Origin of the sequence: Alcaligenes ammonioxydans, from assembly GCF_019343455.1 — a bacterium.
GTDB lineage: Bacteria > Pseudomonadota > Gammaproteobacteria > Burkholderiales > Burkholderiaceae_B > Alcaligenes > Alcaligenes ammonioxydans.
In genome coordinates, this window is sequence record NZ_CP049362.1 from 3,232,467 (window position 1) to 3,258,672 (window position 26,206).

Here is a 26,206-nt window from a genome sequence, read left to right on the forward strand (position 1 = left end):
TTATAGAGTCGAAGTTGTCTGGTTCTTGCGGCGCATGAAACGATGACGCAGACGATCCAGATAAAGATAAACGACCGGAGTGGTATAGAGCGTCAGAATCTGACTGAGCACCAGCCCGCCCACAATCGTGACCCCCAAAGGCTGGCGCATCTCGACACCGGGCCCAGAGGCCACAATCAGGGGGATAGCGCCAAAAATGGCAGACAAGGTCGTCATCATGATGGGGCGAAAACGTACCAGGCAGGCCTCATAAATCGCCTCACGCGAGCCCATGCCGCGCTCACGCTCCATTTGCAAGGCATAGTCCACCATCATGATGGCGTTTTTCTTGACGATACCAATCAGCAAAAACACCCCGATCATGGCAATCAGGTTGAACTCGCCACTGGTCATCATCAGGGCCAGCAACGCGCCGATTCCGGCCGAAGGCAAGGTCGACAAGATAGTCAGCGGATGCATATAGCTCTCATAGAGCATCCCCAACACAATATACAAAGCCACCAGAGCCGCCAAAAACATCAAGGGCTGCTTGGCCAGGGCATCGAGCATCTGGGCCGTGTTGCCTTCAAATCCGGCCTGAATCTCGCGGGTGGGCAATTGAATGCGCGCCATGGCCTGCTCGATTGCTGCTGTCGCCTCGCTCAGGGTGACTCCTTCGGCCAAATCGAAAGAGACAGACTCGGCCACCAACAGTCCCGTGTGGTTGATGCTGCGCGGCGCAGTTCCCGCACTAAAGCGGGTAAAGGCAGACAAGGGAACCCGGGTTCCATCCTTGGCCACCACTTCGATTTCCTTAAGCGATTCCAGGTCCTGGGCAAAACGCGGCTCCACTTCCATCACCACGTAATACTGGTTCAAGCGACCATAAATTGTCGAGACCTGGCGCTGGGAAAAAGAGTTATTCAGCGTTCCAGCCACCATGGCCATGTCAATGCCCAGACGGGACGCCATATCACGATCGATCTCCAGCTGAACCAGGCCCGCCTTATCGTCCGTACCGGTATCCACGTCCACCAGTTCAGGCAGTTCGGCCATGGCCTGCTGCACCTTGGGCAACCAGGTTTTCAACAGCTCCAGATCGCTGCCCATCAAGGAGTAATCATAGGAGCCGCTACGCCCCCCTCCTCCGCTGCCTACCGGGATATCCTGTTGCGGCACCATGAACATGCGTGCACCCGGCGTAGTCGACAAAGGCTCGCGCAGGCGATTGACGATGTCCGTCGTGCTGGCCTTGCGCTCATCCATGGGCTTGAGTTCCACCAGAATAAAGGACGAGGTACTGCCGCCCCGGCCCCCGGCAAACACCGCAACCGAGCGAATGTCCGGGTCCTGATTCAGGATGGAGCGAAAGTGCTCCAGCTTGGGCACCATGGACTGAAACGAGGTACCCCTGTCCACCCGGAAAAAACCCATCAACTGTCCGGTATCTTGCTGGGGGAACAGGCCCTTGGGCACCACGGTATACAGATACACATTCAGACCGATGGTGGCAAACAAGGAAAACAGCATCAGACGATGATGTTTGAGGGCCCACTGCAACGAGCGGCGATACGCCCGCCAGCTGACATTGCCAATCCAGCCTAAAAAGCGGCTGATTGGATGCGAACCCTCCGACTCCTGCGGCCCGGGGCGCAGCAAGCGGGCCGACATCATCGGAGTGAGCATCAGAGAGATCACCAACGACACCAGAACGGCCGTACACAGCGTGACTGCAAACTCCATGAACAGCCGCCCTGCCAGCCCCCCGATCAACCACAAGGGGATGAACACCGCCACCAGCGACAAGCTCATGGCCGTTACGGTAAAGCCCACTTCACGAGTCCCGCGCAAGGCCGCCCGCATCGGTGACAGACCTTTTTCCAAATAACGCATGATGCTCTCGAGCACCACAATCGCATCATCCACCACAAAACCCGTCGCCACGATCAAGGCCATCAGGGAAATGGTATTGAGCGTAAAGCCGAACAGATGCATGAACGCAAAGGTACTGATCAGGGAGGCCGGGACCGCAATGGCGGGAATCAGGGCGGCCCGCCAATTTCGCAGAAACACCAACACCACCAGCACCACCAGGGCTACCGCGATAATCAGGGTAAGCTGAGCCTCTTCCAAGGTGGCCCGGATACTGGGCGTGCGGTCCTGTGCGACCGTCAACTGCGCCTGACTGGGCAGCATTTCCTCGATATCGGGCAACCGTTCGCGAATGGTGTTGACGGTCTCGATAATATTGGCGCCCGCCTGACGACGCACAATCAACAACACCGCTTCCTGGTTGTTCAAATAGCCCAGGCTGTGAATGTTCTCCACAGAATCCTCAACCTTGGCGACATCGCCCAAACGGATCACCTGTCCGTCCTGGTTTTTCAGCACCAGAGGCTCAAAAAATCGTGCCTGGTTGTACTGCTTGCCCGAGTTGATCTGCCATTGACCCTGCTCGCTTTCCAGATACCCGTTGGGACGCAAACTATTGGCGTTATTGATGACTGCACGCACATCATCCAAGGCAATGCCAGCCGAGGCCAGGGCTTTGGGGTTCAAGCCAACCCGCACCGCCGGCAAGGAACCGCCCCCCACATCCACCGAACCCACACCCGGAATCTGCGCCAGCTTTTGCTGCACAATGCCGCTGGCCATATCAAAAAGCTGGGCCTTGCTGGCCGTTTGCGACGTCAGCGCCAGCACCATGATGGGCATGGAGGAAGGGTTGACCTTCTCGTAGGTCGGGACGCTGGACATGCCCGAGGGCAGCATGGGCCGTGCCTGATTGATGGCAGCCTGCACATCGCGGGCGGCCCCCTCAATATCTCGATCCAGATCAAAAATCAGCATGATCTGGGTGGAGCCTTCGCTGCTGCGCGAACTCATCTCTGAGATCCCGGCAATGGAACCGAGGGCCTGCTCCAGCGGCGTTGCCACACTGGAGGCCATCGTCTCAGGGCTGGCGCCTGGCAAGTTGGCTGAAATCGCGATCACCGGAAAATCCATTTCCGGCAAGGAGGATACCGGCAAGAGGCGCAATGCCAATGCGCCCACCAGCACCATCGCCAGCGCCAGCAGGCTGGAGCCCACTGGACGAAAAATGAACAAACCTAGCAAACGTTTCATGTCGACTCGCGCACCGACTTGGCACCACGGCGGGTAAAGCGATCAAAAAACAGATAGATCACGGGAGTCGTAAACAAGGTCAGCACCTGACTGACCAGCAGCCCCCCCACCATGACCAGGCCCAGGGGCTGGCGCAGCTCTGCGCCAGAGCCGGTTGCCAGCATCAGGGGGATGGCGCTGAACAAGGCCGCCAGGGTGGTCATCAAAATAGGGCGAAAACGCAGTAAAGCCGCCTGATGAATCGCCTCCTGAGGACTGACCCCCTGCTCGCGCTGAGCCTCCAGCGCAAAGTCGATCATCATGATGGCGTTCTTTTTCACGATGCCAATCAACAGGATGATCCCGATCACCCCGACCATATCCAAATCCCGCCCGGCCAGCAGCAACGCCAGCAAGGCCCCGATCGCGGCAGAGGGCAAGGTAGACAGAATCGTGATGGGGTGTATGTAGCTTTCATACAAAATCCCCAGCACGATATACATGGTCAGCACCGCAGCGAGCATCAGCCACAGCGTGCTGGACAAGGACGCATGAAAGGCTTTGGCCGCACCCAGATAGCGGGTGTCCACCGAGGATGGCATGCCGATCTCGTCAGGGACGGTTTCAATCGCTTCAATCGCGTCGGACAAGGAATAGCCGTCCGCCACATCAAAGGACACATTCACGGCGGGAAATTGACCCAGCCGCTCCACCGACAAGGTGCTTGGCACCAGCTCGATACGCGCCAGGGAGGTAATGGGCACCGGCGTACCTGCCGTGGTCATCACGTAAATATTTTCCAGGTCCTGCGGGTCCTGGCGATACTGGTCCTTGACCTCCAGCACCACCCGATATTGCGCAGACTGCGTGTAGATCGTGGAGATCAAACGCTGACCAAAAGCGTCATACAGGGCATCGTCGATATTGGCCTTGGTCACACCCACGCGGGCTGCGGCATCCCGGTCGATATCGAGCAGCACCTGCAAGCCCTTGTCCTGCAGGCTCATGGAAGCATCTTTAATCTGCGGCAAGGCTTTGACCGCCTCCAGCCAACGCGGCATCCAGCGAGTCAGCACCGCCGTTTCCGGATCGGACAAAGCCATCTGATACACATTACGGCTGATCTGGTCATCCACCGTCAGTTCCTGAATGGACTGCTGGTAAACCGTCAAACCCGGAATATCCTTCAGGCGCGCATCGAGTCGGGCCATGATTTCGTCGGCCGTGGCACGGCCCGAGCCGATCGGCTTGAGGGCAATTTGCAGGCGACCATTATTCAAGGTGGCATTGGTGCCATCCACGCCGATAAAGGAGGTCACGGCCTGCACATCCGGGTCTTCAAGGACGATGGCAACCGCTTGCTGCTGCAAGTCCCCCATGGCACGGAACGACGCGGTTTGAGGCCCCTGCGTAATCGCCTGGATCAGGCCGGTGTCCTGTTGCGGAAAAAATCCTTTGGGAACCACCAGGTACAACAGCCCTGTCATCAGCACCGTGCCCAACGCCACCCATAGAGTCAAGGTCTGGTGACGCAACACGACCCGCAGGCCACGATCGTACGCGGCAATGATGCGATCCATCTGTTCGCCCAGCCAGGTCGTGAAGCGGCCATACTGACGCTCATCCTCGGGCTTGAGCATGCGCGCGCACATCATGGGCGTGAGCGTGAGCGAAATGAACAGGGACAACAGGATAGCCACCGCCAGCGTAATGGCAAATTCACGAAACAGACGGCCGATCACATCACTCATAAAGAGCAAGGGAATCAACACGGCAATCAGGGAAATGGTCAAGGACAGCAGCGTAAAGCCAATCTGCGCAGCCCCCTTCAAAGCGGCCTGCAACGCGGATTCACCTTTTTCAATGTAGCGGGCAATGTTCTCGATCATCACGATCGCATCATCAACCACGAAGCCGGTGGCCACAGTCAGCGCCATGAGGGTCAGATTGTTAACGCTGAAGCCCCACATCAACATGATGGCAAAGGTGGCGATCAGGGAGATAGGCACCACGACGCTCGGTATCAAGGTGGCCGTCCAGGTGCGCAGAAAAACAAAGGTCACCAACACCACCAGCACGATGGCCAGCATCATTTCCTTTTGCACATGGTCAACCGAATCGCGAATGGTCTGCGTGCGGTCCGTGGCCACCTCAACGTCCACGCCCACCGGCAAGGAACGGCGGATCTCGGGCAACAGACTCTGAATCTGATCCACGACATCAATGACATTGGCCCCGGGCTGACGCTGAATATTCAGCAAGATCGCCGGGACTGTGCCCATCCAGGCCGCCTGACGCACATCCTGGGCATCCCGCAGCACCGTGGCCAATTCCCCCAGGCGTACGGCTGCGCCGTCCTTGTAGCTGACAATCAGGTTTTCATAGTCCCGCACCGTCTTCAACTGCTCGTTGGCGCCGATGCTGGTCGAGCGCTGGGGACCGTCCAGATTCCCTTTGGGTTGATTCACGTTGGCGGCAACGACTGCCTGCCGGATGTGGCTGAGAGTCAGATTGCGTGCAGCCAGGGCATTGGGATCTGCCTGAATACGTACGGCAGGCTCCTGCCCCCCGGCAATACTGACCAGGCCCACGCCTGTGACCTGTGACAGTTTCTGCGCAACACGCACGTCAATAAGATCACGCACCTCGTGCAACGGCATATTCGGGGAGGTCACCGCCAGAGAAATGACCGGGGTATCAGCCGGATTGACCTTGTTGTAGATGGGGGGGGCCGGCAAATCATTGGGCAACATATTTGAGGCGGCATTAATGGCCGCCTGCACTTCTTGCTCAGCCACATCCAGGGGCAAGCCCAAATCAAACTGCAAGGTAATGCGCGATGCGCCGCCTGAGCTGGACGAAATCATCTGCGACAGGCCCGACATGCTGCCAAACCGCCGCTCAAGGGGGGAGGTAATTAAAGACGCTACCACATCCGGACTGGCGCCCGGATACAAGGTAACCACCTGAATCGTGGGATAGTCCACCTGCGGCAAGGCGGCTACAGGCAGCATACGATAGGCCAGCAAACCCGATACCAGCAGGGCTACCATCGCCAGGGTGGTAGCCACCGGGCGCAGGATAAAAATACGCGACATGCTCACGGCTTACTCGCTTGCTGGACGTGGACGGCGACCCTCACCCGTACGCGGATTCTGCGCTGTGCCGGCGGCATCAGCCTGAACAGGCTTTTCAACGGCCTGACCATCCTGGTTCATCACCTCGACCTGCGAGCCTTCACGCAGACGATCGGTGCCTTCTACCACAACGCGATCGCCTTCTTTCAGACCGCTTGTCACCAGGGTTTGCTCCAAGGTGGCTGTCCCTAGCTCCACCACTTGAATATGAACCTTGTCCTCGGCATCCAGGGTATAGACATAGGTTCCCACCGCCCCCCGCTGCACCGCATGAGAAGGAATGAGCAATCCCTGGTCCTGCCCCAGAAACACTCGAGCATTGACAAACTGATTGGCAAACAGGGTTTCATCGGCATTTTCAAACTCGGCCTTCACCTTCAAGGTGCCGGTATTGATGTCGATCTGGTTGTCCAGTGCCTGCAAGCGGCCTTTATCCGACAAAATCTGTCCCTTGCTGTCGATCAGGGTCACGCGCAAGGGGGACTCACTTTGTCTCATGGCCTCCAGCAAGCGACTTAGCTGGTTTTGAGGCAAGGAAAATTCCACACCGATGGGGTCAATCTGGGTAATCAGAACAATGCCATCGGTATTGCCGGCTGACACCAGATTGCCCTGGTCCAGCTTGCGCAAACCCAGGCGGCCCTCCAGGGGCGCGGTAATGCGCGTGCGGTCCAATTGAACCTGGGCACGCGCCACCTCAGCCTGATTGGATTTGATCTGCGCCTGCAGTTGCTGAACCGCCGTTTCCTTGGTCTCCAAAGATTGACGGGAAATCGAATTTTGTTGAAATAGGATGCGGTGGCGTTGCAGCTCTTGTTGCGCCCCTTTTAACTGGGCCTGATTTTGCGCCAATTGTCCGCGAGCCTGATCCAGCTGCACCTGATAGGTGCGCGGGTCAATCTCGGCCAGCAGCTCGCCTGCTTTCACACGCTGGCCATCGTTGAAATAGATGCGTTCGAGCACGCCGTCGACCTGCCCACGCACAGCCACCGTTTGTAAGGGCTTGACGGTGGCAATCGCATTAACGGTTTGATCGATCAAACCTTGCTGCACGGTCGACACATGAACCGGAACTTTCGTGGCCCCCATCATGCCGCGCGGCCCCCGCAAAGGGCCGGCGGTATCAGAAGAGGAAGACAGGGCGTAATAAACAAGGCCTGCCGTGACCAGCAGCCCTACCACCACCCAGACATAGAAAGATCGGGACCGCCGACCCCTGCCTGCGTTCAACTCCGACATGAATACTCCCCGGCTAAAACTCAATTGTCTCTACGCACAGTCTAAAGAAGCGTTTAAACGTCTCCATCGCTGTAACGACAGGCATTATGCCGCCAAATATTGGCAGCCCGACCGGTCAAACGACAAAGCGTCCCTCACGCCAGACCGCGCTGGCACAGCAAGTATAAAAGCGGCTGTCTGAACCTTATATGAACAGCGTTTTCAGCCGAAGTTGCAACGAGCCAGCCGAAAGGGAATATCCACGGTCACGGCCTGCGGTTTTAATTGATTGTCTTGCTGTACAAAGCGTATCCAGATGACATACCGGTTCGCGCTCATTTCGGGATAGATGCACGCCCCCGCATCCACCCAGACGCGCAGCAGCTGGAAGGTTTTGCCAGCCAGCATCTCCTGATAGGAGCCATCGCGGGCAATCTGGTCGGCCGAGTCGCCGGACTGACGCAGCAGACGCAAGATCAAGGCCAGGCCTTGATAAAGCGGTAAAAAAGACTCGGACCAGCGGCGCAAATCCTGAACGCGATCCTTGTCCGGCCGCTGTTGCCAGGAATAATAAGAAGGCATATCCACCGGGGAGGTGCCGCCGGGCACGGCGACCCGGCCGCGCAAGCTGGTCAGCCATTCATTCTCACGCAAACCTTGTCCCACCCGCCCTTGGGCAGACAGGTCGGCGGCCGCGCGCACGATCTGCTCGATCATCTTGTCCAGTGCCTGCAACTGCACCCCAGGGTGCTCGCGCAGTGCGGCCAGCGCCACGCGCTGACGTTCCAGATCCTGCAAAACGGCCGAACGCAAGTCGGTTCGATCTGCAATGTCCAGCAAATCAAATAAAGTCGCTACTGCGATCTGGTGCGAGTACGCATCCTGGTTGGCCGAAAAATGAAACAGCCTATCGAACAAGTATTCGACTCTCAGTAAAGCCCGGACACGCTCATTGCATGGGTATTCGTATAGAGTCACGCGTTTAAAAACCTTTATTTGTCGGCTGGGGGTCAGACACGGTGTGGTGTCAGGCAGTCAAGGCACACCAGCGTTGGTGTACAGCCCGCGCCCGCTCTTCCAACACGGGCAACGTCGTCTGCCCATCGTTCAGAACCACATCATCAGCCACCGCCAGGCGTTGCTGACGTTGCGCTTGTGCGGCCATGATACGTTCAATTGTGGCCACTGCCAGCCCGCTGCGCTTTTGCACGCGCGCGATCTGGGTCGCCTCATCACAATCGACAACGCAAATCCGGTCCACACGGTCGCTCCATCGTCCTGACTCCACCAGCAAGGGTACAACCACAACAAGATAACATCCCTGCGCCTTCAAGGTCTGTGCTTTTGTTACGTTCCAAATCAGAGGATGAATGATCGCCTCCAGGCGATGACGGGCGGCCGGATCAGCAAACACGCAGGCTCGCATCCAGTCCCGATCCATCGAGCCGTCAGCGGCCAGGGCTTCGGCACCAAAAGTATCGCGGATAGGCCCAATGGCCAAGCCACCGGGCGCGGTCAGCTCATGGGCGATCACATCCGTATCCACCACCGCCGCCCCCCAGGAAGCAAAAAAATTGGCCACCTGGCTTTTGCCCGATCCAATTCCACCAGTCAGCCCAATTGTCAGCATGTGCAATCCACGGATAAAAAACAAAACTGTAACGTACCCGCGCCAATCCTCCTACCCTCGATAGGTCTGATACTGTCCCGCCAGGCCAGGTCTAGCGTAGAATTCAGCTATCACCAGTCCACGGAAGCCCGCCATGTCTTTCCTCAAGATTTCTCCTCTGCGTTCACTGCCCCTGCTCTCGCTTGTTTTGCTGGCAGCCTGCGCCCAGGCACCCGTTCAGCCCACCCCTAACGAAGGCCGTGACTCTACCCAGAAAGACGCCCTGCGCCAGGCACAAGGCAGCAGCACCGCCCGTGCCCCCTCGCAAATCAATCTGGGTTTTGGCAATCAGGAAGGTCTGCGCGCCATTACCCCGGCCAGCGCCGAGCAAGCCCCGGCCGCCCAGGCCGATCACAGTGTTGCCGAACTGGCCGAGCCCAAAACATTTCTAGGCACCCTGTCCTGCCCGCCCCAAGGTGGCATTTGCGAACCTTACAAAATCAGCGTGACCCTGGCGCCAGCCGGTCAATGGCGTTTAAGAGCCACCCCGCTGGGTGCTGGTCAGTCTTACCACAAGGGCGGTTGCTGGGTCCCCATCGGCACACAGCCCACCCGCATCGCCTTGTTGGCGGACAATGACTCGACCCTGGCAGATCTGAGCTTTGTAAACAACAATGTCTTGCGCGTTAACACCTTCAACCAGCAACGTCCCACGCTGGAGAGCCACTTGACCCGACAAGCGGATCTGGACCCGGTCAGTGAGCTGGACAGCCAGCCAATCCCCGCCTGCCGCTAAGTGCTATGGTGCAGACTGCCCGCCCATCAAACAGGGCGGCAGCACATCGCGCAGCGCCGGCTCACTAAAGACAAAACGAGTCAGCTCAACCGCATTGCGCACGCGTAACTTCTGAAAAACGCGTGCCCGATGCGCTTCGACCGTGCGCTGGGAAATCTCCAATTCGGCCGCAATCACTTTATTCGCCTTACCCGTCGCGATATAGGACAGGACATCGCGCTCACGCGGGGTCAGGCTTTCAAAAAGCACAGAAGCGGGAAGGTGGCTATTCAATACCATATCAGTCTCGTATATCTGTACCAGGCGGCCAGGCCACCTGTAATGTGAAGAATTAACCATAGACAGAGTTTGTCATTTTAGGCAGGGACTACGCGACTGTTAACTTGTGCAGGATGTTTTTGTCATAGGACTAATATAAGTAGCCACGTTTCAGTGATCTAAAAAAACAGCTATTTACCAGCCCATATCGGTGCTTGAAACCTGCGACGGCGAGTGCGCTCCCCCAACCAGACTCCGGCAGCAGCCCTAAAGAGACACCCACCCTGTACAGGCCCGACGCTTGCACTGGGTCCAGGGGCTAGGTACCGCGCCAACTGAGTCCAGCCTGCCCCTGCCCTTCTCGCTTTGGGATGCCCCTGCCCCACGGTCAATAAGACAAAAAGACAAACAGACCAAAAGCACGCAGATATGAAAAAAGCACAGTAAAAACTGTGCTTTTCTAACCAAATAACACAAGAAATCAGGCTTTAGTCATTTCCAGATTATCAATCAAACGCGTTGCACCCAGTTTGGCCGCGGCCAACGCCACCAAAGGCTCGCCTGCCTGTATCTGCTCCTCGCTCGGTTCGAGCAAGTCCGACTGACGACGCAAAGCCATGTAATCCACTTTCCATCCCAGATCGGTCAATTTGCCGGTCGCATACGCCTCAATCTCCTGACGGCTTTGACCTTGTTGCAAGCGTTCCTTCATCTCTTGCAGCGTCTGGTAAATCTGCGGGGCCTGGGCGCGCTCTTCCGGACTCAAATAGCGATTGCGCGAGGACATGGCCAAACCATCCTCTTCTCTGACCGTCTCGTGCGCCAGAATCTCCACCGGCAACTGAAATTGACGCACCATCTGACGCACCACCATCAACTGCTGGTAGTCCTTTTTGCCAAAGACGGCGACACGCGGCTGTACACAGGAGAACAGCTTCAGAACAACCGTACACACGCCTTCGAAAAAGTCGGGACGGAAATGACCTTCCAGAATCCGCCCCAGATGATCGGGCGGGCTGACGCGGAAACTCTGCGGCTCGGGGTACATTTCGCGTTCCGAGGGCGCAAACAAGACATACACATCGCGCTCTTGTTCCATCTTCTGCGCATCTTCCTGCAAGGTGCGGGGGTAACGATCAAAATCCTCGTTAGGACCAAATTGCAGGCGATTGACAAAAATACTGGCCACCACCGGGTCGCCATGCTGGCGCGCCATCTTCATCAGGTCCAGGTGAGCCCGATGCAAATTCCCCATGGTTGGAACAAATGCCACGCGTGTCTGGCCCTGAAGCTGATCGCGCAGTTCTTGGATGTTATGAACGACTTTCAAAAAATTCTCCGCTACGGAATAAGATCAGGCCCATCGGCCTGCGCTCGAATATACGTCAGGCGCAAATAAATAGGAGCGTAGGGCTCGGCCTGCGTGATTTCAAGCAGTGACTCTCGTGCCAATTCCAGCATTGCCAGAAAATGCACGACAAGCACCGCTGTCGGATCACCCTGATCCAGACGTTCATTGAACAGCTCACTAAACTCCATAAAGCGAACATGCTGCAAACGTCGCAGAATCTGGCTCATGTGATCCCGCACCGACAACTGCTCACGGGTAATCTTGTGACTGGCGTTGAGCTTGGCCCGCTTTAAAATCCCCAGCCAAGCCTCGCGCAAATCCTCTGCACTCACCTCCGGCGGGATCGCCTCAATAACCAGTTCGGCCTGGGCATTGGCCAGCAGAAAATCGCGCCCCGCCAGGGGCAACTGGTCCAGACGGCGCGCCCCTTCCTTCATGCGTTCGTATTCCAGCAAACGGCGCACCAGCTCCGCACGCGGATCATCCACTTCTTCACCCGTGTCCGCACGTCGCACCGGCAGCAGCATGCGGGACTTGATCTCGATCAGCAGCGCAGCCATCAGCAGGTACTCACCCGCCAACTCCAGATTGCTGGCGCGAATCTGCTCCACATACGCCAGATACTGCCCGGTGACCTGGGCCATCGGAATATCGAGCACATTGAAGTTCTGCTTGCGGATCAGATACAGCAATAAATCCAGCGGGCCTTCGAACGCATCCAGAAACACTTCCAGCGCATCGGGCGGAATGTACAGATCCTGGGGAATCGCAAACAGCGGCTCACCATAAAGACGCGCCAGCACATCCTCGGGCTGAAGAGCTGGCGTGTCCACAACAGTCTGCTGTGCAATCTCGGTCACAGGCGCCGGCGCAAGGATTTAGTTGTTTTCGTAGTACACGTAAGGTTTCTGGGGCGTGCGGGCCGCCTTGTAACCATCTTGCAGTTCCTGATCAATCTGCTTGTCCCACAGACGATAACGCCCCTCACGCTGACGCGCTTCGGTATCGGGATTCTGAGCTTTATATTGTTTGAGAAACTGGGTAATTTCGGATTCGAAATTCTTTGCCATAATACCTGTACGCCTAAATAAATTGGATAACAGAAAAGTTTGAGTTTACTGCACCGCACACCAGAGAGTTCGCCGCATGGCATCTGAACAGACCGAAGCTGCCCCACCACCGGCAACCCTGTCCCCTCAAGAGCGTCGGGCCATACGCATTATTCCCTACATCGTGGGATGTGCCTTGTTCATGCAAATGCTGGACTCGACCGTAGTGGCCACAGCCCTGCCCACCATGGCCTTGTCGCTGGATACCAGCGTCATCCGCATGAATACCATCATTACCAGCTACCTGCTGGCAGTGGCTGTGTTCGTGCCTATCAGCGGGTGGGCTGCGGACCGCTTTGGAGCGCGCAAGGTGTTCCTGGCCGCCATTCTACTCTTTACCGCCAGTTCTGTTGCATGCGCCCTGTCCCAGACCCTGACCCAACTGATCATTTCCCGGGTGGTCCAGGGCATGGCGGGGGCCATGATGGTACCGGTAGGACGCATTATCTTACTGCGGCGCGTCCCTAAAGATCAGCTTTTAAGCGCCATGGCCGTGCTGACTTTACCCGCCTTGCTCGGCCCTATCATCGGCCCGCCCGTGGGTGGTTTTTTAGTCACGTATGCCAGCTGGCACTGGATTTTCCTGATCAACATCCCCGTCGGAGCCTTGGGTATTGCCCTGGTACTACGCTATATCCGCGAGGACTATCCCACCGACCGGCCTCCCCTGGACTGGCTGGGCTTTATCTTGAGCGCCATCTGCCTGGCCACCCTGGTAACCAGCTTTGAGAACGTCGGCCACGGCACCCTGAACTGGTCCACCCTGGGCTGGCTGACCCTGGCCGGACTGATCGCCGGCCTGTGGTATGTCTGGCACGCCCGCCAGGTAGCCTATCCCATCATTGACCTGTCCTTGCTGCGCACCAAAACCTTTGCCATATCGGTACTGGGCGGCAACCTGTGCCGCTTCTCGCTCGGAGCTTCCCCCTTTCTACTGGCAATCATGTTGCAAACCAACTTTGGCATGAGCGCGCTGGCAGCAGGTCTGATCACCTTTACCGGTGCGATTGGTGCACTGGGCATGAAGCTGGTGGCCCCACCCATCATCCGGCGCTTTGGCTTTCGCAATGTACTGATCATCAATGCCTGGCTGACCGGCCTGTTCATCGCCTTGTGCGCCCTGTTCCAGGCCACGACCCCAATGTGGCTGATGATTGCCGTGCTGACGGCAGGTGGTTTCTTCCGCTCCCTGCAGTTCACCGCAGTCAACACCCTGACCTACGCCGACCTGGAATCCGAGGCCATGAGTCAGGCCAGCAGCTTTGCAGCCATGGCGCAGCAGTTGGCCATCAGTCTGGGCGTGGCTTGCGCGGCCGTCACCTTGAACATCAGCATGGCCCTGCGTGGTGCCAGCAGTGTGCAGACGCAGGATACGATTTGGGCTTTCCTGATTCTGGGTGCGATTACCGCCTTATCCAGCCTGTCTTTTGCCCGACTATCCCCCACTGATGGCGATTCGTTGCAACAGGCGCCACGCACGACCAGAAAAACGAAAGCATAGGGCTCAGTCCGAAGGTATGCCGCCTGCTTTGGCAAGTCTTGCCCAACGTCTCCTGGCGCACCGATCTGCTGTGTCTGCCTTAGTCCGGCTCCGCTGCCCGCGAAGCCTGATCAGTGAGCAGCATCACCAACTTGCAGTCCGGCCGGATAGCCAGCCGGAACGTAAACTGCTGAAAACGCTTGACACCTTTTTTGGGATGGCGGAAATCCCGCAATCCCCCCTCCCGCTCCACCACGGTCTGGCGTCCCCACCAGAACGCGAATACCTGGCTTTGCTGCCCCAGTTCCTGAATAAGCGCCTGTATATCGGCCTCATCCGCATGTGCGCCGACATCGGCGCGAAACTCGGCCACGACACGGCTGGCACGCTGCTCCCAGTCCACCACCAAATCGCGTGCGGCCGGGTCCAGAAAGATGTAACGCAGCAGATTGGGCTGCTCGCTGCGATCGGGCCAGCCATCAAACAAGTCCAGCAAGGCCTCGTTACGCGCGAGAACATTCCAGCTGCGGTCCAGAATATAAGCAGGCGCGGAGATACTGTCGACACAGGCGCTCAAGCCCTGCGGCAAAGGCTGAATATCACCTTGCCAATGCTCAGGATCGGCGCAATCGGCCAGCTCAAACAGGTAATGACGTTCCGCTCTGGCCAACTTCAACACGGTGGCCAGCCGGGCACAGACAGTCGGGGACACGGTCACATCGCGGCCCTGCTCGATCCAGGTGTACCAGGTGGTGCTGATATCGCACAGCTGGGCCACCTCTTCGCGGCGCAAACCAGGAGTACGACGACGCACTCCCGGGGCCAGACCGACGTCGAGCGGCCGGATACGTTCTCGCGCATGACGCAAAAACCGCCCCAAAGCCTGACGTCGGGTTTGGGAGGTGCTCTCGGCGCCTCCCGTACCAGGCCCCGTCGTTCCCATATCAGCCCAGCACGCCCGACAAGGTGCGGCGCACATCTTCTTCCGTACGGCCACTGCGCTTGATGTAGTCCTGCAACTGATCCTCACCAATATTGCCCACGTTAAAATACTTGGACTGCGGGTGGCTGAAGTAAAAGCCCGACACACTGGAAGCCGGAATCATGGCGTAACTGTCGGTGATGAACATCTCGATGTCTTCGCACTGCAGAACACGGAACATGTCGTGTTTAACCACGTGCTCCGGACACGCCGGGTAACCCGGTGCGGGACGAATACCCTGGTATTTCTCGTCGATCAGTTCTTCGTTGGACAGACGTTCGTCCGTCACATACCCCCACAAATCCGTGCGGACACGAGCGTGCAGACATTCTGCAAAGCCTTCTGCAAAACGGTCCCCCAGTGCTTTGATCATCAGATCTGAGTAATCGTCCCCTGCGGCCTGGAAACGCTCGGACAGCTTGTCCACGCCAATCCCGCCGGTGACTGCAAACATGCCGATGTAATCGGCCACGCCGCTTTCTTTGGGAGCAATGTAGTCGGCCAGACACTTGCTATCTACGCCTTCACGCTTGACACCTTGCTGGCGCAGATTACGCCAGGTAAACAGGACTTCGCTGCGCGATTCGTCCGAATAGACCTCGATGTCCTCACCATTGACCGTATTGGCGGGGTAAAAGGCAATGACGCCATTGGCGGTCAGCCAACGGCCCTCAATGATCTTTTTCAACATGGCCTGTCCTTCGGCAAACAAGGTCTTGGCCTGCTCGCCCACCACCTTGTCCTCCAGAATGGCCGGGTACTTGCCAAACAAGCTCCAGGTCTGGAAGAACGGCGTCCAGTCGATGAACTGGGCAATATCGGCCAGATCATAATTCTTGAAGGTGCGGCGTCCAATGAACTTGGGGCGTGGCGGGACATAGGTTGTCCAGTCAATCGCAGGCTTGTCCTGGCGCGCTTTTTCCAGCGAAATCAAAGGGGTGGCTTTACGATTGGCATGGCGCTGGCGCACTTGTTCGTATTCCTCGCGCACTTCGGCCAGAAACTCTTCCACATTATCCGAGACAAGCTGCGTGGCCACACCGACGCAGCGGCTGGCGTCCGGTGTATAGATGACCGGGCCGTCGTAATGCGGCGCAATCTTCACCGCCGTGTGGACCCGGCTGGTGGTCGCGCCACCAATCATCAGAGGGATATTGCGTTCACGGAAGTAAGGGTCACGCTGCATCTCGGACGCAACATAGGCCATTTCTTCCAGACTGGGGGTGATCAGGCCGGACAGCCCCACGATATCGGCTTCCACTTCTTTGGCCTTGGCGAGAATCTCGGCGCAAGGCACCATCACCCCCATATTGACCACTTCGAAGTTATTGCACTGCATCACGACGGACACAATGTTCTTGCCAATGTCGTGTACGTCGCCTTTCACCGTGGCAATCACCATGCGGCCCTTGGAGCGCACATCCCCACCTGCCGCTTCAATCTGGCGCTTTTCTTCCTCAATGAAAGGGACCAAGTGGGCGACGGCCTGCTTCATCACACGCGCAGACTTCACCACCTGCGGCAGGAACATCTTGCCTTGACCAAACAGGTCACCGACCACGTTCATGCCGTCCATCAACGGCCCTTCAATGACGCTGATGGGACGACCGCCCTGAGCAGCGATCTTCTGACGCACCTCTTCCGTGTCTTCCACGATGAAGGTGGTAATGCCATGCACCAGCGAGTGGATCAAGCGCTGCTCGACCGTGGTTTCACGCCAGCTCAGATCTTCCTCTTTTTTGGCGCCCGAGCCTTTGACGCTCTCGGCCATTTCCACCAGACGCTCGGTGGGGGTGCGCTCATCAGCCGGATCGGTTTTGCCCTTAGGTTCGGCCCGGTTCAGAATCACGTCTTCAATCAGATCGCGCAGATGCGGTTCGATATCGGCATACACACCCAGTTGGCCCGCATTCACAATCCCCATGGTCAGGCCTTCCTGAATGGCGTAGTACAGGAAAACGGTGTGGATGGCCTCGCGCATGGCTTCGTTGCCACGGAAGGAGAAGCTGACGTTGGAAATACCGCCGGACAAGCGGGCGTGCGGCAGATTTTTGTGAATCCAGCCTACACCCCGAATAAAGTCCAGCCCATAGTTGGCGTGCTCATCCATGCCGGTTGCCACGGCAAACACGTTGGGGTCGAAGATGATGTCCTCAGGCGGAAAGCCCACCTCATCCACCAGCAAACGGTAAGCACGTTCGCAAATCTCTACCCGACGCTCGTAACTATCGGCCTGACCCTGCTCGTCAAAGGCCATCACCACAATGGCGGCGCCATACTTGCGGCACAAACGAGCGTGCTCCAGGAAAGGCTCAACGCCCTCTTTCATGGAGATCGAGTTCACGATGGCCTTGCCTTGCACGCAGCGCAAACCAGTTTCAATGACGTCCCATTTGGAGCTGTCGATCATGATGGGCACGCGCGCAATGTCCGGCTCGGAGGCGATCATGTTCAGGAAGCGATGCATGCAGGCTGCTGAGTCCAGCATGCCCTCATCCATATTGATATCGATAATCTGCGCACCGTTTTCCACCTGCTGCCGCGCCACCGACAAGGCTTCTTCGTAGTTTTCCTGCTGAATCAGGCGCAAGAAAGCCTTGCTGCCCGTGACGTTGGTACGTTCACCCACGTTCACAAACAGGGTGTCTTCATCAATGTTCAAAGGCTCCAGACCCGACAGGCGGGTTTTAACGGGCACCTCAGGAACAACTCGTGGAGGCAGCTTACGGCACAGCTCGGCAATGGCGGCAATGTGCTCGGGCGTCGTGCCACAGCACCCACCCACCATATTGACCAGACCCGCTTGCGTAAATTCCTGCAGCAGGCTGGAGGTATCGGCGGGGGTTTCATCAAAGCCGGTTTCGGCCATGGGGTTGGGCAAGCCGGCGTTCGGGTAGACACAAACGTAGGTATCGCAAATCTTGGACAGCTCGGCCACATAGGGGCGCATCAAGGCGGCACCCAGCGCACAGTTCAGGCCAATCGTAATCGGACGGGCATGACGCATGGAGTTCCAGAAGGCTTCCACCGTCTGGCCGGACAGAATGCGGCCCGAAGCGTCCGTGACCGTGCCCGACACCATGACAGGAACGCGCTCACCACGTTCGTCAAAGACCGTTTCCAGGGCAAAGACAGCCGCTTTGGCATTGAGCGTGTCAAAAACGGTTTCGATCAGCAGGATATCCACGCCGCCATCGAGCAAGGCACGCACCTGCTCGGTGTAGGCCACCCTCAGTTGCTCAAAGGTGACGTTGCGGGCGGCGGGGTCATTCACATCGGGAGAGATGGAAGCCGTTTTAGGTTGTGGGCCCAGCGCACCAGCCACAAAACGCGGCCACTCGGGCGTGCTGAAGGCATCACGCGCCTGACAGGCCAGTTGCGCCGACGCCAGGTTCAGGTCATAGCTGATGCCCTGCAAATCGTAATCACCCTGGGCTATATCCGTCGCACCAAAGGTGTTGGTGCTGATGACATCGGCCCCGGCCGCCAGGTACTGGTCGTGAATCTCGCGAATAATGTCGGGACGCACCAGCGACAGCAATTCGTTATTGCCCTTCACATCCTTGTGGTGATCCGCAAAGCGTTCGCCACGGAAATCGGCCTCGCCCAATTTGTACCGCTGAATCATGGTGCCCATTGCACCGTCCAGAATCAGGATTTGCTGCCCCAGACGTCGGGCAAACTCCGCACCACGGGTGTAGGCAGAGATCGGGTAAGGCAAAGCGGGATAGGACACTAAAAACTCCGTAACACGAAACGGGATGTTGACAGCCTCTGGCAGCAAGAAGCACAAGAATGGTGGATTGGCGCCACAATTGTAGCGCTTTGTACGGGAAATCCGACCTAAACACTTAACCTTTGCCCCCACGGCATGTAACATTTTCGGCTCGGAAAGAGGTGCTTTCCGGCCCACACTCCGCTGGGCCTGGGAAAGTCAAATGGGAAACGTGAGCGGTTCATACTGAAACTGCCAAACGTGCTGCCCCCGCAACGGTACCTGCTACGCGCAAAGCCCGACACCAGCCTGCTTCTGACCCTGACTTTACGGCCGTCCTCCCGTGGACGGCTTCGCTTATCGATGTGCGGGGACGCACATCTCACAGGAATCTCCATGACTCTACTGTCCATCAGACCCTTGATGGTCGCCCTGGCGGGCGCCCTGCCCTTGATCGCCACGGCCCAAACCACTTCTGTCACCAAGCTGGATCACATTGTGGTTACGCCAAGCCGCCTGGCACAGCCACTGAAAAACGTGGTGGGTGACGTCACTGTCATTGATCAGGAAACCTTGCAAAAAGCAGGCCAGAGCAGCGTCGCCGATATTTTGCAGCGTCAGCCCGGAGTAGAAATCTACAGCAGCGGTGGCCCACAAACCACAACCGGCGTCTACCTGCGCGGCACCAACCCGCAACATACCCGCGTGATGATCGACGGCATGCGCATCAACAGCTCTGCCAGTGGTTCGGTGAACTGGCAGGCAATTGATCCAGCCCTGATCGAGCACATTGAAATTGTGCGTGGCGCCGGCAGCAGCCTGTATGGCTCGGATGCCATCGGAGGGGTGGTGAACATCATCACCAAAAAAGGCGGCAGTGAACGTGCCTTGAGCGCCTGGGGAAATATGGGCCTGGGCTCGCAAGATACCTTCAAGGCCAGCGCCGGTTTTTCTGGTGCGGCCCAAGGCTGGGATTACAGCCTGGCCTCCAGCTACGGTAGCAGCGATGGCTTCAATGCCACCAATCCCCTGTCCTTTAGTTACAACCCCGACAAAAACGGCTACACCCAGCACGGGCTGAACGGCTCGTTGGGATATGAATGGTCAAAAGGCCAGCATTTGGGGCTGACCGCTATCAACAGCTACATGGATGGTCAGTTCGACAACGGTCTGTTCGAGCGCCGTACCCCCAGCACACAGACCCGCCAGCAAGCCTATGGTTTGACCAGCACCAACCAGTTGTCCGAAAAGTGGACCAGCCGCCTGAACGCCTCATTGAGCAAAGAAACCGTAGAGAACCGGGCTTTTGCCGCTCGATACGCCACCTTGCAGCGCCAATACAGTTGGCAAAACGACCTGACTGTCGCCCAGGGTCAAACCGTCTCCCTGCTGGCCGAACGTCTGGAAGAACGGATGAGCCACAGCACCGTGCACAAGGACGACAAGCGCAACACCAATGCCTTTGCCCTGATTTACCGTGGCGATATTAATCAACACCACCTGCAAGCCAGCGTGCGTAATGACAATATCAGTGGCTATGGCAACAAGGTGACGGGCGGCCTGGGCTATGACCTAGACATCACCAGCAACTGGACAGTAGGTGTCGCCGCCAACACGGGCTTTCGTGCACCTACGTTCGCGGACTTGTACTCGCCCTACAATTGGGGCTTTCAGGGCAATCCGGACCTGAAACCGGAGAAATCACGCAATGTGGAAGGCCATATCCGCTATACCGACGACACGACCCAACTGGGGATGGTGGTCTACCAGAACCGCATCCGCGACATGATCAACCCCTATGTGTGTGATGCCAATTTCGAATGCACAACCAGCAATACGGAAAAAGCACGGATCACGGGCCTGACCTTGACAGCCGTAAAGCAACTGGGCGACACCACCTTGAGTGCCAGCGCCGACTTTGCCGACCCCAAGGATAGAAATACGGACAAGCAACTGATCCGCCGTGCCAAGCAAAACTACAAAGTGGCCGTGGAACACACGTTCGGGGATCTGAAAACCGGCGCTGAATACCTGTTCGCTTCCCACCGTTATGACGATGCGAAAAACGAACAACGTCTGGGCAGCTATGGTCTGCTTAACCTGACCGCCAGCTACCCGCTGACCTCCAGCCTGGAAGCCCAGCTGCGCTGGAACAACGTGTTCGACAAGGACTACACCCTGGCTCGCGGTTACAACAACGCTGGCTCCAGCGTGTTCCTGAACTTTGCCTGGCGTATGTAAGCTGTTCACTTGGCCTTGGTCAATTCTGGCGCGGCCCCGTTCAGGGGCCGTGCCATTTACGGAGGCTGCATGATGCCCTCTTTGCCTGCGACTTGTCGTCTACAGCCCGCCAAGCGCTCTGTCTGGAGCGGACTGCGGCGGTGGAGCTTGCGTTGCCTGTTCGTGCTGCCTTTGGCATTGCCCGTCCCGGCCCCAGCACAGGTGCAGACTCAAGTACAGCCCGAGATACAGACCAGCACGGAACACAGCACGCCAGAAATACAGAACAAGCAAGAAGATACAGAAACACAAAACGCCACGACCGATCAGGAAACCCAATCCTCACCAACCGTCGCTACAGCCCGCGCACGCGCAATTAGTCTGGCCCCTCACATCACTGAGATCCTGTTTGCGGCTGGAGCACAAGACAGCCTGATCGCCGTCGACAGTTCCAGCGACTACCCGCCTGCTGCCAAGGATCTGCCCAGCATTGGGGACGCCTTGCGGGTCAACCCCGAACGACTGCTGGCGCTTAAACCCGACCAGGTCTGGGCCTGGCAGCCCAACCAGATCGGACCTGAATTGCAAGGACAATTGCAACAAGCCTCGATCCGCCTGATCTTTGCCGCCCCCAAGACACTGGACGATATTCCCGCCTTCATCCGTCTGGCTGGCGACCGTCTGGACACCGCCGAGGCCGCTGTGCCTGCCGCCGCTTTGCTGGACCAGCAAATCGCAGCCCTGCGCCAGAATAGCCGTCTGGGCCACACCGTCAGCGTATTTCTGGAAATAGGCTCCGAACCCTTGTACACCTTGGCCCGCGACCCCTTGATCCAGGATGTGCTCAGCACTTGCAAAGCGCAGAACATCTACGCCCGCCACGCCGCCGTCGCACCCGCTATCAGTCTGGAAGACGTTCTGCACAAGCGTCCGCAAGTGGTCATCCTGGCTTACCGTGACCCCGCCCAGCTGCGCGCGCGCCATCTGTTCTGGGAAAAGCATCTGGGGCTCAGTCCCCACGCGTTACTGAACCTGAACCCGGACGCCCTGTACCGTCCCGGCCCAAGGCTGATAGAGGCCACTCGCCAGTTGTGCGAACAACTGGACCGCTATCGGGCCCAGGCTTTTTGAACGGTTTTTCTTCTGCCGCTTAAAACTGATACTTCACTGCCAGCATCATATTGCGCGGCTCACCCCAGGTGTAGGTGCTGTACCTGACCGGCGTAACCGGGCCGGCTGACCTCCCCCCACGTTTTGCTTTGCCAACGTGCGCCACCGCCCAAGGTCAGTCCCTTCCAGCCGCCCTCGAAATCATAGGTGGTGTAGCGCTTGAACTGATGCTCGGGTGACAAGATGGACACGTTATCGCCGTCCTGGCGCGAGAGCTTGTAAGCGTAACCCGCATGCATCTGCCGTTGCGACGTCAGTTGACCCGCCAGCTCGAACTCTACCCCATGGGTGCGCACGCCAGGCACCGCTCCATACGCGATGCCGCCCGAGGGCGTACGTCCTCTCGTTTCTTTACCGAAGTTGTCCTGCCGCAGCTGAAAATAAGCCAGGCTGGACGTCAGTCGACCTTCCATGAATTCGCCTTTGAGCCCAACCTCAGAGTTATCCCCGCGCAAGGGGTCCAGGACACGACCGCTCTCGTCTTGCAGGTCTTGAGGCTGGAAAATCGTGGTGTAGCTGGCGTAGACCGAGAAGTTGTCATTAAGGTCATAAACAGCCCCCAAGTAAGGCACCCATACGCCGGTCTCGCACATCTCTTCCTTGCTGTAATTGGCTTGTAGAGGGGAATAAAGACAAAAAAGCGTACAGCGCCAGACAGGACGTCCAATCAACGGGGACGGCACATTAACCGTCCCCGTGGGTCCGCAAACGAGGTAAAGCGAAGCGCGGGCTGGTGGACCATCCTCAGAACCAGCCACACTCAGCGTAGGCTTGCTGCACTCTCACATCACAAAGGACGGCAGGGTCAATACCGCATGGGTAGGTTGACGACGCAAGCCCTCCACATCATCCAGACGGGTTTGAGCACGCCGAGACAGATGCTTGAGCACTTGACTGCGCTCCACAGTAGGCAACGTCGCCAGAGCGTTTTCAATGGCGCGCCCGGACAGATCATTGAGCGCATAAGCGTATTCGCGGGCGCCGTGTGTTTGCAGCAGCTCCAGCAAATAATCCTGACGCTGGCGGGTGGCAGCCTGACGCAGCGCTTCTTGCAAAGCCAGGTTGCAGGGAGCAGAGCGAAACAGCGTGAGACGGAACATAGCATTCTCCTTCAGACCCGGGGTCCAGAAAGAGTGCTCATCTTCTTAGAGAAGCCCGCTTCGTGGTCCGGCGTCCGTTTGATTGGTCATTAAGAAGGCCGCCCTGGAACAGGGACAAAGCCATGAAGAGGGATCAGGGTCCATTGCGTTGTAAACCTGAGTGGTTAAACAAGAAGATCCGAAGGTTTTCCGAACCGGCACTATTTTCGCATCGTGCCCCAGGGCTTGTCTGCAAGGCATTGGCCTACGTGGCCTCACCCTTTGGACATCCCTTTTATACTTAGGGATACCTCCTTTTGCCGTTCGCCTGCAAAGGCTGGCCAGTGTCGTGCCGCGGCCAAACTGCCCATTCCAGCTGGGCGACCGACAAACTGGCGTGGCTTAAAATTGATGGGTCACACCCAGAGCGACACGGCTGGTACGCGGTTCACTGACATGGACGGCTGTCTCCATGTCATAGCGCCGCCCTTTGGCCGCAAAGACATAAAGGCTGGTGCGCGGCGACAAAGGATGCACATAAGCGACAGACATCACCTGGAGGCGGCCAGCCTGTTCCCCGGTCGCTTCCCACCTCCAGTTCGGGCGCCCCAATGACCACTGCCACTGAACCTCGCCCTTGCCAAGCGGAATGGCCGAGCCCACGTACCAGGTATCCAGGCGGCCGCCCTGAACAAACTCCGTCGGCCCCAGGCCACCCAGCCCCCTCTGCTGCCAATACGTCGGGCCTTCATCGCCATTCAAGCCCACAAAACCGTTGCTCTGACGACTCCAGCCTGCCGCCACACGAGCAAATCCGAAGTCATAGCTGGCCCCCAACTGCAAGGCGGTGGGCCGATTGGATTCGATCCGGCTCAAACTCTCATGACTGGCTGCCAGTAACCAAGGGCCCTGCTCATAACGCAGCGCCAGGCTGTATAGCTTTGTGCGCGCATCAGCCAAACCAGACAAGCTCTGCTCGCCAACATCGCCGCTGTAGCTCAGTCCGAGCTGCAGGCCCGCCCACTGTGGGCTACGCCAGCTGAGCTGCTGAGAGACCTGATAAATGTCCGAGGCACGCATCAACGCCCCCATCCCGAAGTCTTTCCAGGAGCCCACTTCAATAGCAGAGACAAACTCCTGACCGACGGTGTGCTGACGTCCAAACCGCAGTTCACCCCACTGATCGCTCCCCAGCCCCAGCCAGGCCTGGTAGTTGAATAGCCGCGCCGACTCGTCGCCCCGTCCTGTGGCCAGATCAATGCCACTTTCAAGATTGAAGGTGGCACGCCCCCCCTCCCCCAGAGAGTCCTGGCCCCGAATCCCCCACAAGGAGTCTGCCTGTCCGCCACTGAGAACGCCTCGTTGCGAGCCTTGACCGCTCACATGCGTCCAGCCCAAACCGGCATCCACAGTGCCATAGAGCTGCGCGGAGGTTTCGGCATCACTGTGACCCGGCACCAACACGCCACCAAGCCCGCCCAAGGCCACGCACACCACCCAATAAGTACTGCGCAAACGCAAAGGCCGGGCGTGGCAGACCCCATGACCCTGGCCACGGTGCCTCAGGTGTCTTGAAGCCGGTTCTGCAAACAGACTGGGGTCAGGGTAAAAAGACTCGGTCGGGTTCATGCGCACCTCTCGCTCGTGATACAAGGACAGCCATCCAGCCCGGCTTGGACACGAGCTGCTTTCTTGTCATCGTAAAAAACAAAAACCGCTATTTATCATCTCAGACGTGCCCAGCCCGACCCTCTGTCCGATCCCTTGATTGCGCCTTAGGACGGCTACAAACGGGAAAACGCCCACCAACTCCATCCCCCGCAGACTCTGACCCGGCGCTGGAACCGACCGGTGTGGGCAGACCCACCCTGCTTGGCAGGCCCGTGCATCAGGAGCAACAGGATTTTCGCATCGCGGCCCTGACAGAGCCAGTGGGCATTAGGCCTGTCTGCATAGACTTGAACATAAGGCGACTATGCCAAGGTATAGCGTTGCCCGGTCGACAGCCCAATGTGGCCAGCACATCGGGTCATGCTTTGGCCCGAGCCGCCTCCCTGCCCCGCACCGGCAAGGCCGCCTAAGGGTTTTCCTGCGGGCCCCGCCCAAATGGATTATTCTTGCAATGTTTGCCCAGCAAAAAACCAATTCTTGATCCGTCCACAGGCACGGATGCGCAACAAAGCACCACCATGACCCAAACAGTGAACAACGATCCTTTTATCCTGGCCGGAACCCACTACCAATCCCGGTTATTGGTAGGCACCGGTAAATACAAAGATTTTGATGAGACGCGTCAGGCGATTGAAGCGAGCGGCGCTGAGATTGTGACTGTGGCTATTCGCCGCACCAATATCGGCCAGAATGCCAACGAGCCAAACTTGCTCGATTACCTGCCGCCTTCCAAATACACGCTGCTGCCCAACACCGCCGGCTGCTACACGGCCGAGGATGCCGTGCGCACCCTGCGCCTGGCGCGTGAACTGCTGGACGGCCACAAGCTGGTCAAGCTGGAAGTGCTGGGCGACTCCGGCAATCTGTTTCCCAATATGCCTGAAACCCTGAAAGCCGCCAAAACCTTGGTGGATGAAGGCTTTGACGTCATGGTGTACTGTGCCGACGATCCTATCCAGGCACGGATGCTGGAAGACATCGGCTGTGTCGCCATCATGCCTCTGGCCTCCCTGATTGGTTCGGGGATGGGCATTATTAACCCCTGGAACCTGCGCCTGATCATCGATCAAAGCAAGGTGCCGGTATTGGTGGATGCTGGCGTGGGCACCGCTTCGGACGCCGCCATTGCCATGGAACTGGGCTGTGATGGCGTCTTGATGAATACCGCTATCGCTGGCGCCCGGCAGCCTGTCCTGATGGCCAGCGCCATGAACCTGGCGGTACAAGCCGGTCGCCAGGCTTATCTGGCGGGCCGCGTGCCGCGCAAATACTACGATGCCGACCCCAGCTCCCCAACCGAAGGGCTGATTCACTCCCGTACCTGAAC

The 26,206-nt window shown here is 57.9% G+C and carries 19 protein-coding genes and 1 riboswitch; of the genes, 5 read left to right on the forward strand and 14 right to left on the reverse strand.

The window, feature by feature from the left end:
• The 5 genes from FE795_RS14805 to coaE form a co-directional block, all read right to left on the reverse strand.
• Positions 1–3,105, reverse strand: coding sequence for an efflux RND transporter permease subunit (locus FE795_RS14805; protein ID WP_003802025.1), 3,105 nt, complete (start codon positions 3,103–3,105; stop codon positions 1–3).
• On the reverse strand, positions 3,102–6,188 hold the full coding sequence (locus FE795_RS14810; RefSeq protein ID WP_039943396.1) for a multidrug efflux RND transporter permease subunit: 3,087 nt from the start codon (positions 6,186–6,188) through the stop codon (positions 3,102–3,104). Before FE795_RS14810 ends, FE795_RS14805 begins: the two co-directional genes overlap by 4 nt.
• Before the next feature lie 3 nt (positions 6,189–6,191).
• Positions 6,192–7,460, reverse strand: a complete 1,269-nt coding sequence (locus tag FE795_RS14815; protein ID WP_003802031.1) for an efflux RND transporter periplasmic adaptor subunit — start codon at positions 7,458–7,460, stop codon at positions 6,192–6,194.
• Positions 7,461–7,661: 201 nt separating this feature from the next.
• On the reverse strand, positions 7,662–8,417 hold the full coding sequence (zapD, locus tag FE795_RS14820) for a cell division protein ZapD (RefSeq protein WP_039943397.1): 756 nt from the start codon (positions 8,415–8,417) through the stop codon (positions 7,662–7,664).
• 49 nt (positions 8,418–8,466) lie between these two features.
• Positions 8,467–9,069, reverse strand: coding sequence for a dephospho-CoA kinase (coaE, locus tag FE795_RS14825; RefSeq protein ID WP_003802037.1), 603 nt, complete (start codon positions 9,067–9,069; stop codon positions 8,467–8,469).
• Between the two features lie 133 nt (positions 9,070–9,202).
• Between coaE and FE795_RS14830 the strand changes: the two genes are divergently transcribed.
• Positions 9,203–9,844 (forward strand): hypothetical protein, encoded by a 642-nt coding sequence (locus tag FE795_RS14830; RefSeq protein WP_219235148.1) that lies wholly within the window; start codon positions 9,203–9,205, stop codon positions 9,842–9,844.
• A 3-nt stretch (positions 9,845–9,847) separates the two neighbouring features.
• On the opposite strand, the gene FE795_RS14835 is transcribed toward FE795_RS14830, so the two are convergent.
• From FE795_RS14835 to FE795_RS14850, 4 genes are all read right to left on the reverse strand, one after another.
• A complete protein-coding gene (locus FE795_RS14835; RefSeq protein WP_003802043.1) occupies positions 9,848–10,123 on the reverse strand; it encodes a response regulator transcription factor in 276 nt (91 codons plus the stop codon).
• Between the two features lie 460 nt (positions 10,124–10,583).
• A complete protein-coding gene (gene panC, locus FE795_RS14840; protein WP_003802045.1) occupies positions 10,584–11,432 on the reverse strand; it encodes a pantoate--beta-alanine ligase in 849 nt (282 codons plus the stop codon).
• Positions 11,433–11,443: 11 nt separating this feature from the next.
• Positions 11,444–12,286, reverse strand: coding sequence for a segregation and condensation protein A (locus FE795_RS14845; protein ID WP_219235149.1), 843 nt, complete (start codon positions 12,284–12,286; stop codon positions 11,444–11,446).
• Between the two features lie 45 nt (positions 12,287–12,331).
• Complete coding sequence (locus FE795_RS14850; RefSeq protein ID WP_003802050.1) at positions 12,332–12,523, reverse strand: DUF3460 family protein; 192 nt, start codon at positions 12,521–12,523, stop codon at positions 12,332–12,334.
• 76 nt (positions 12,524–12,599) lie between these two features.
• Between FE795_RS14850 and FE795_RS14855 the strand changes: the two genes are divergently transcribed.
• Positions 12,600–14,063: a DHA2 family efflux MFS transporter permease subunit gene (locus FE795_RS14855; protein WP_003802053.1), complete on the forward strand. Its 1,464-nt coding sequence runs from the start codon at positions 12,600–12,602 to the stop codon at positions 14,061–14,063.
• Between the two features lie 79 nt (positions 14,064–14,142).
• Here FE795_RS14855 and FE795_RS14860 read toward each other — a convergent pair whose 3' ends face one another.
• Together FE795_RS14860 and metH are read right to left on the reverse strand one after the other, a co-directional pair.
• On the reverse strand, positions 14,143–14,985 hold the full coding sequence (locus tag FE795_RS14860) for a helix-turn-helix transcriptional regulator (protein WP_219235151.1): 843 nt from the start codon (positions 14,983–14,985) through the stop codon (positions 14,143–14,145).
• A gap of 1 nt (position 14,986) precedes the next feature.
• Entirely contained in the window at positions 14,987–18,760 is a 3,774-nt protein-coding gene (gene metH, locus FE795_RS14865; RefSeq protein WP_003802056.1) for a methionine synthase, read from the reverse strand.
• Positions 18,761–18,902: 142 nt separating this feature from the next.
• Positions 18,903–19,066, forward strand: a riboswitch (cobalamin riboswitch).
• Positions 19,067–19,135: 69 nt separating this feature from the next.
• Here metH and FE795_RS14870 point away from each other — a divergent pair.
• Positions 19,136–20,980 (forward strand): TonB-dependent receptor plug domain-containing protein, encoded by a 1,845-nt coding sequence (locus tag FE795_RS14870; RefSeq protein WP_219235154.1) that lies wholly within the window; start codon positions 19,136–19,138, stop codon positions 20,978–20,980.
• A 69-nt stretch (positions 20,981–21,049) separates the two neighbouring features.
• Positions 21,050–22,090 (forward strand): ABC transporter substrate-binding protein, encoded by a 1,041-nt coding sequence (locus FE795_RS14875; RefSeq protein WP_230406207.1) that lies wholly within the window; start codon positions 21,050–21,052, stop codon positions 22,088–22,090.
• A 59-nt stretch (positions 22,091–22,149) separates the two neighbouring features.
• Here the strand turns inward: FE795_RS14875 and FE795_RS14880 are convergent, their stop codons facing one another.
• The 3 genes from FE795_RS14880 to FE795_RS14890 all read right to left on the reverse strand — a co-directional run bounded on the left by FE795_RS14880 (position 22,150) and on the right by FE795_RS14890 (position 24,861).
• Positions 22,150–22,722 carry a TonB-dependent siderophore receptor gene (locus tag FE795_RS14880; protein WP_219235155.1) on the reverse strand — a complete coding sequence of 191 codons (573 nt, stop codon included), beginning with the start codon at positions 22,720–22,722 and terminating at the stop codon, positions 22,150–22,152.
• 189 nt (positions 22,723–22,911) lie between these two features.
• The gene (locus FE795_RS14885) at positions 22,912–23,229 is read right to left on the reverse strand and encodes a hypothetical protein (protein ID WP_003802063.1); all 318 of its coding nucleotides are present in this window, start codon (positions 23,227–23,229) and stop codon (positions 22,912–22,914) included.
• Positions 23,230–23,610: 381 nt separating this feature from the next.
• Positions 23,611–24,861, reverse strand: a complete 1,251-nt coding sequence (locus FE795_RS14890) for a porin (protein WP_219235157.1) — start codon at positions 24,859–24,861, stop codon at positions 23,611–23,613.
• 536 nt (positions 24,862–25,397) lie between these two features.
• Here FE795_RS14890 and FE795_RS14895 point away from each other — a divergent pair.
• Entirely contained in the window at positions 25,398–26,204 is an 807-nt protein-coding gene (locus FE795_RS14895; protein WP_003802067.1) for a thiazole synthase, read from the forward strand.
• The last annotated feature ends 2 nt before the right edge of the window (positions 26,205–26,206 follow it).

Coding starts and splice junctions, on each gene's coding strand:
- FE795_RS14805 (WP_003802025.1), bottom strand. CDS start 3,105: ATGAAACGTTTGCTAGGTTTGTTCATTTTTCGTCCAGTGGGCTCCAGC.
- FE795_RS14815 (WP_003802031.1), bottom strand. CDS start 7,460: ATGTCGGAGTTGAACGCAGGCAGGGGTCGGCGGTCCCGATCTTTCTAT.
- coaE (WP_003802037.1), bottom strand. CDS start 9,069: ATGCTGACAATTGGGCTGACTGGTGGAATTGGATCGGGCAAAAGCCAG.
- FE795_RS14830 (WP_219235148.1), top strand. CDS start 9,203: ATGTCTTTCCTCAAGATTTCTCCTCTGCGTTCACTGCCCCTGCTCTCG.
- FE795_RS14835 (WP_003802043.1), bottom strand. CDS start 10,123: ATGGTATTGAATAGCCACCTTCCCGCTTCTGTGCTTTTTGAAAGCCTG.
- FE795_RS14850 (WP_003802050.1), bottom strand. CDS start 12,523: ATGGCAAAGAATTTCGAATCCGAAATTACCCAGTTTCTCAAACAATAT.
- FE795_RS14855 (WP_003802053.1), top strand. CDS start 12,600: ATGGCATCTGAACAGACCGAAGCTGCCCCACCACCGGCAACCCTGTCC.
- FE795_RS14860 (WP_219235151.1), bottom strand. CDS start 14,985: ATGGGAACGACGGGGCCTGGTACGGGAGGCGCCGAGAGCACCTCCCAA.
- FE795_RS14870 (WP_219235154.1), top strand. CDS start 19,136: ATGACTCTACTGTCCATCAGACCCTTGATGGTCGCCCTGGCGGGCGCC.
- FE795_RS14875 (WP_230406207.1), top strand. CDS start 21,050: ATGATGCCCTCTTTGCCTGCGACTTGTCGTCTACAGCCCGCCAAGCGC.
- FE795_RS14880 (WP_219235155.1), bottom strand. CDS start 22,722: ATGTGCGAGACCGGCGTATGGGTGCCTTACTTGGGGGCTGTTTATGAC.
- FE795_RS14885 (WP_003802063.1), bottom strand. CDS start 23,229: ATGTTCCGTCTCACGCTGTTTCGCTCTGCTCCCTGCAACCTGGCTTTG.
- FE795_RS14895 (WP_003802067.1), top strand. CDS start 25,398: ATGACCCAAACAGTGAACAACGATCCTTTTATCCTGGCCGGAACCCAC.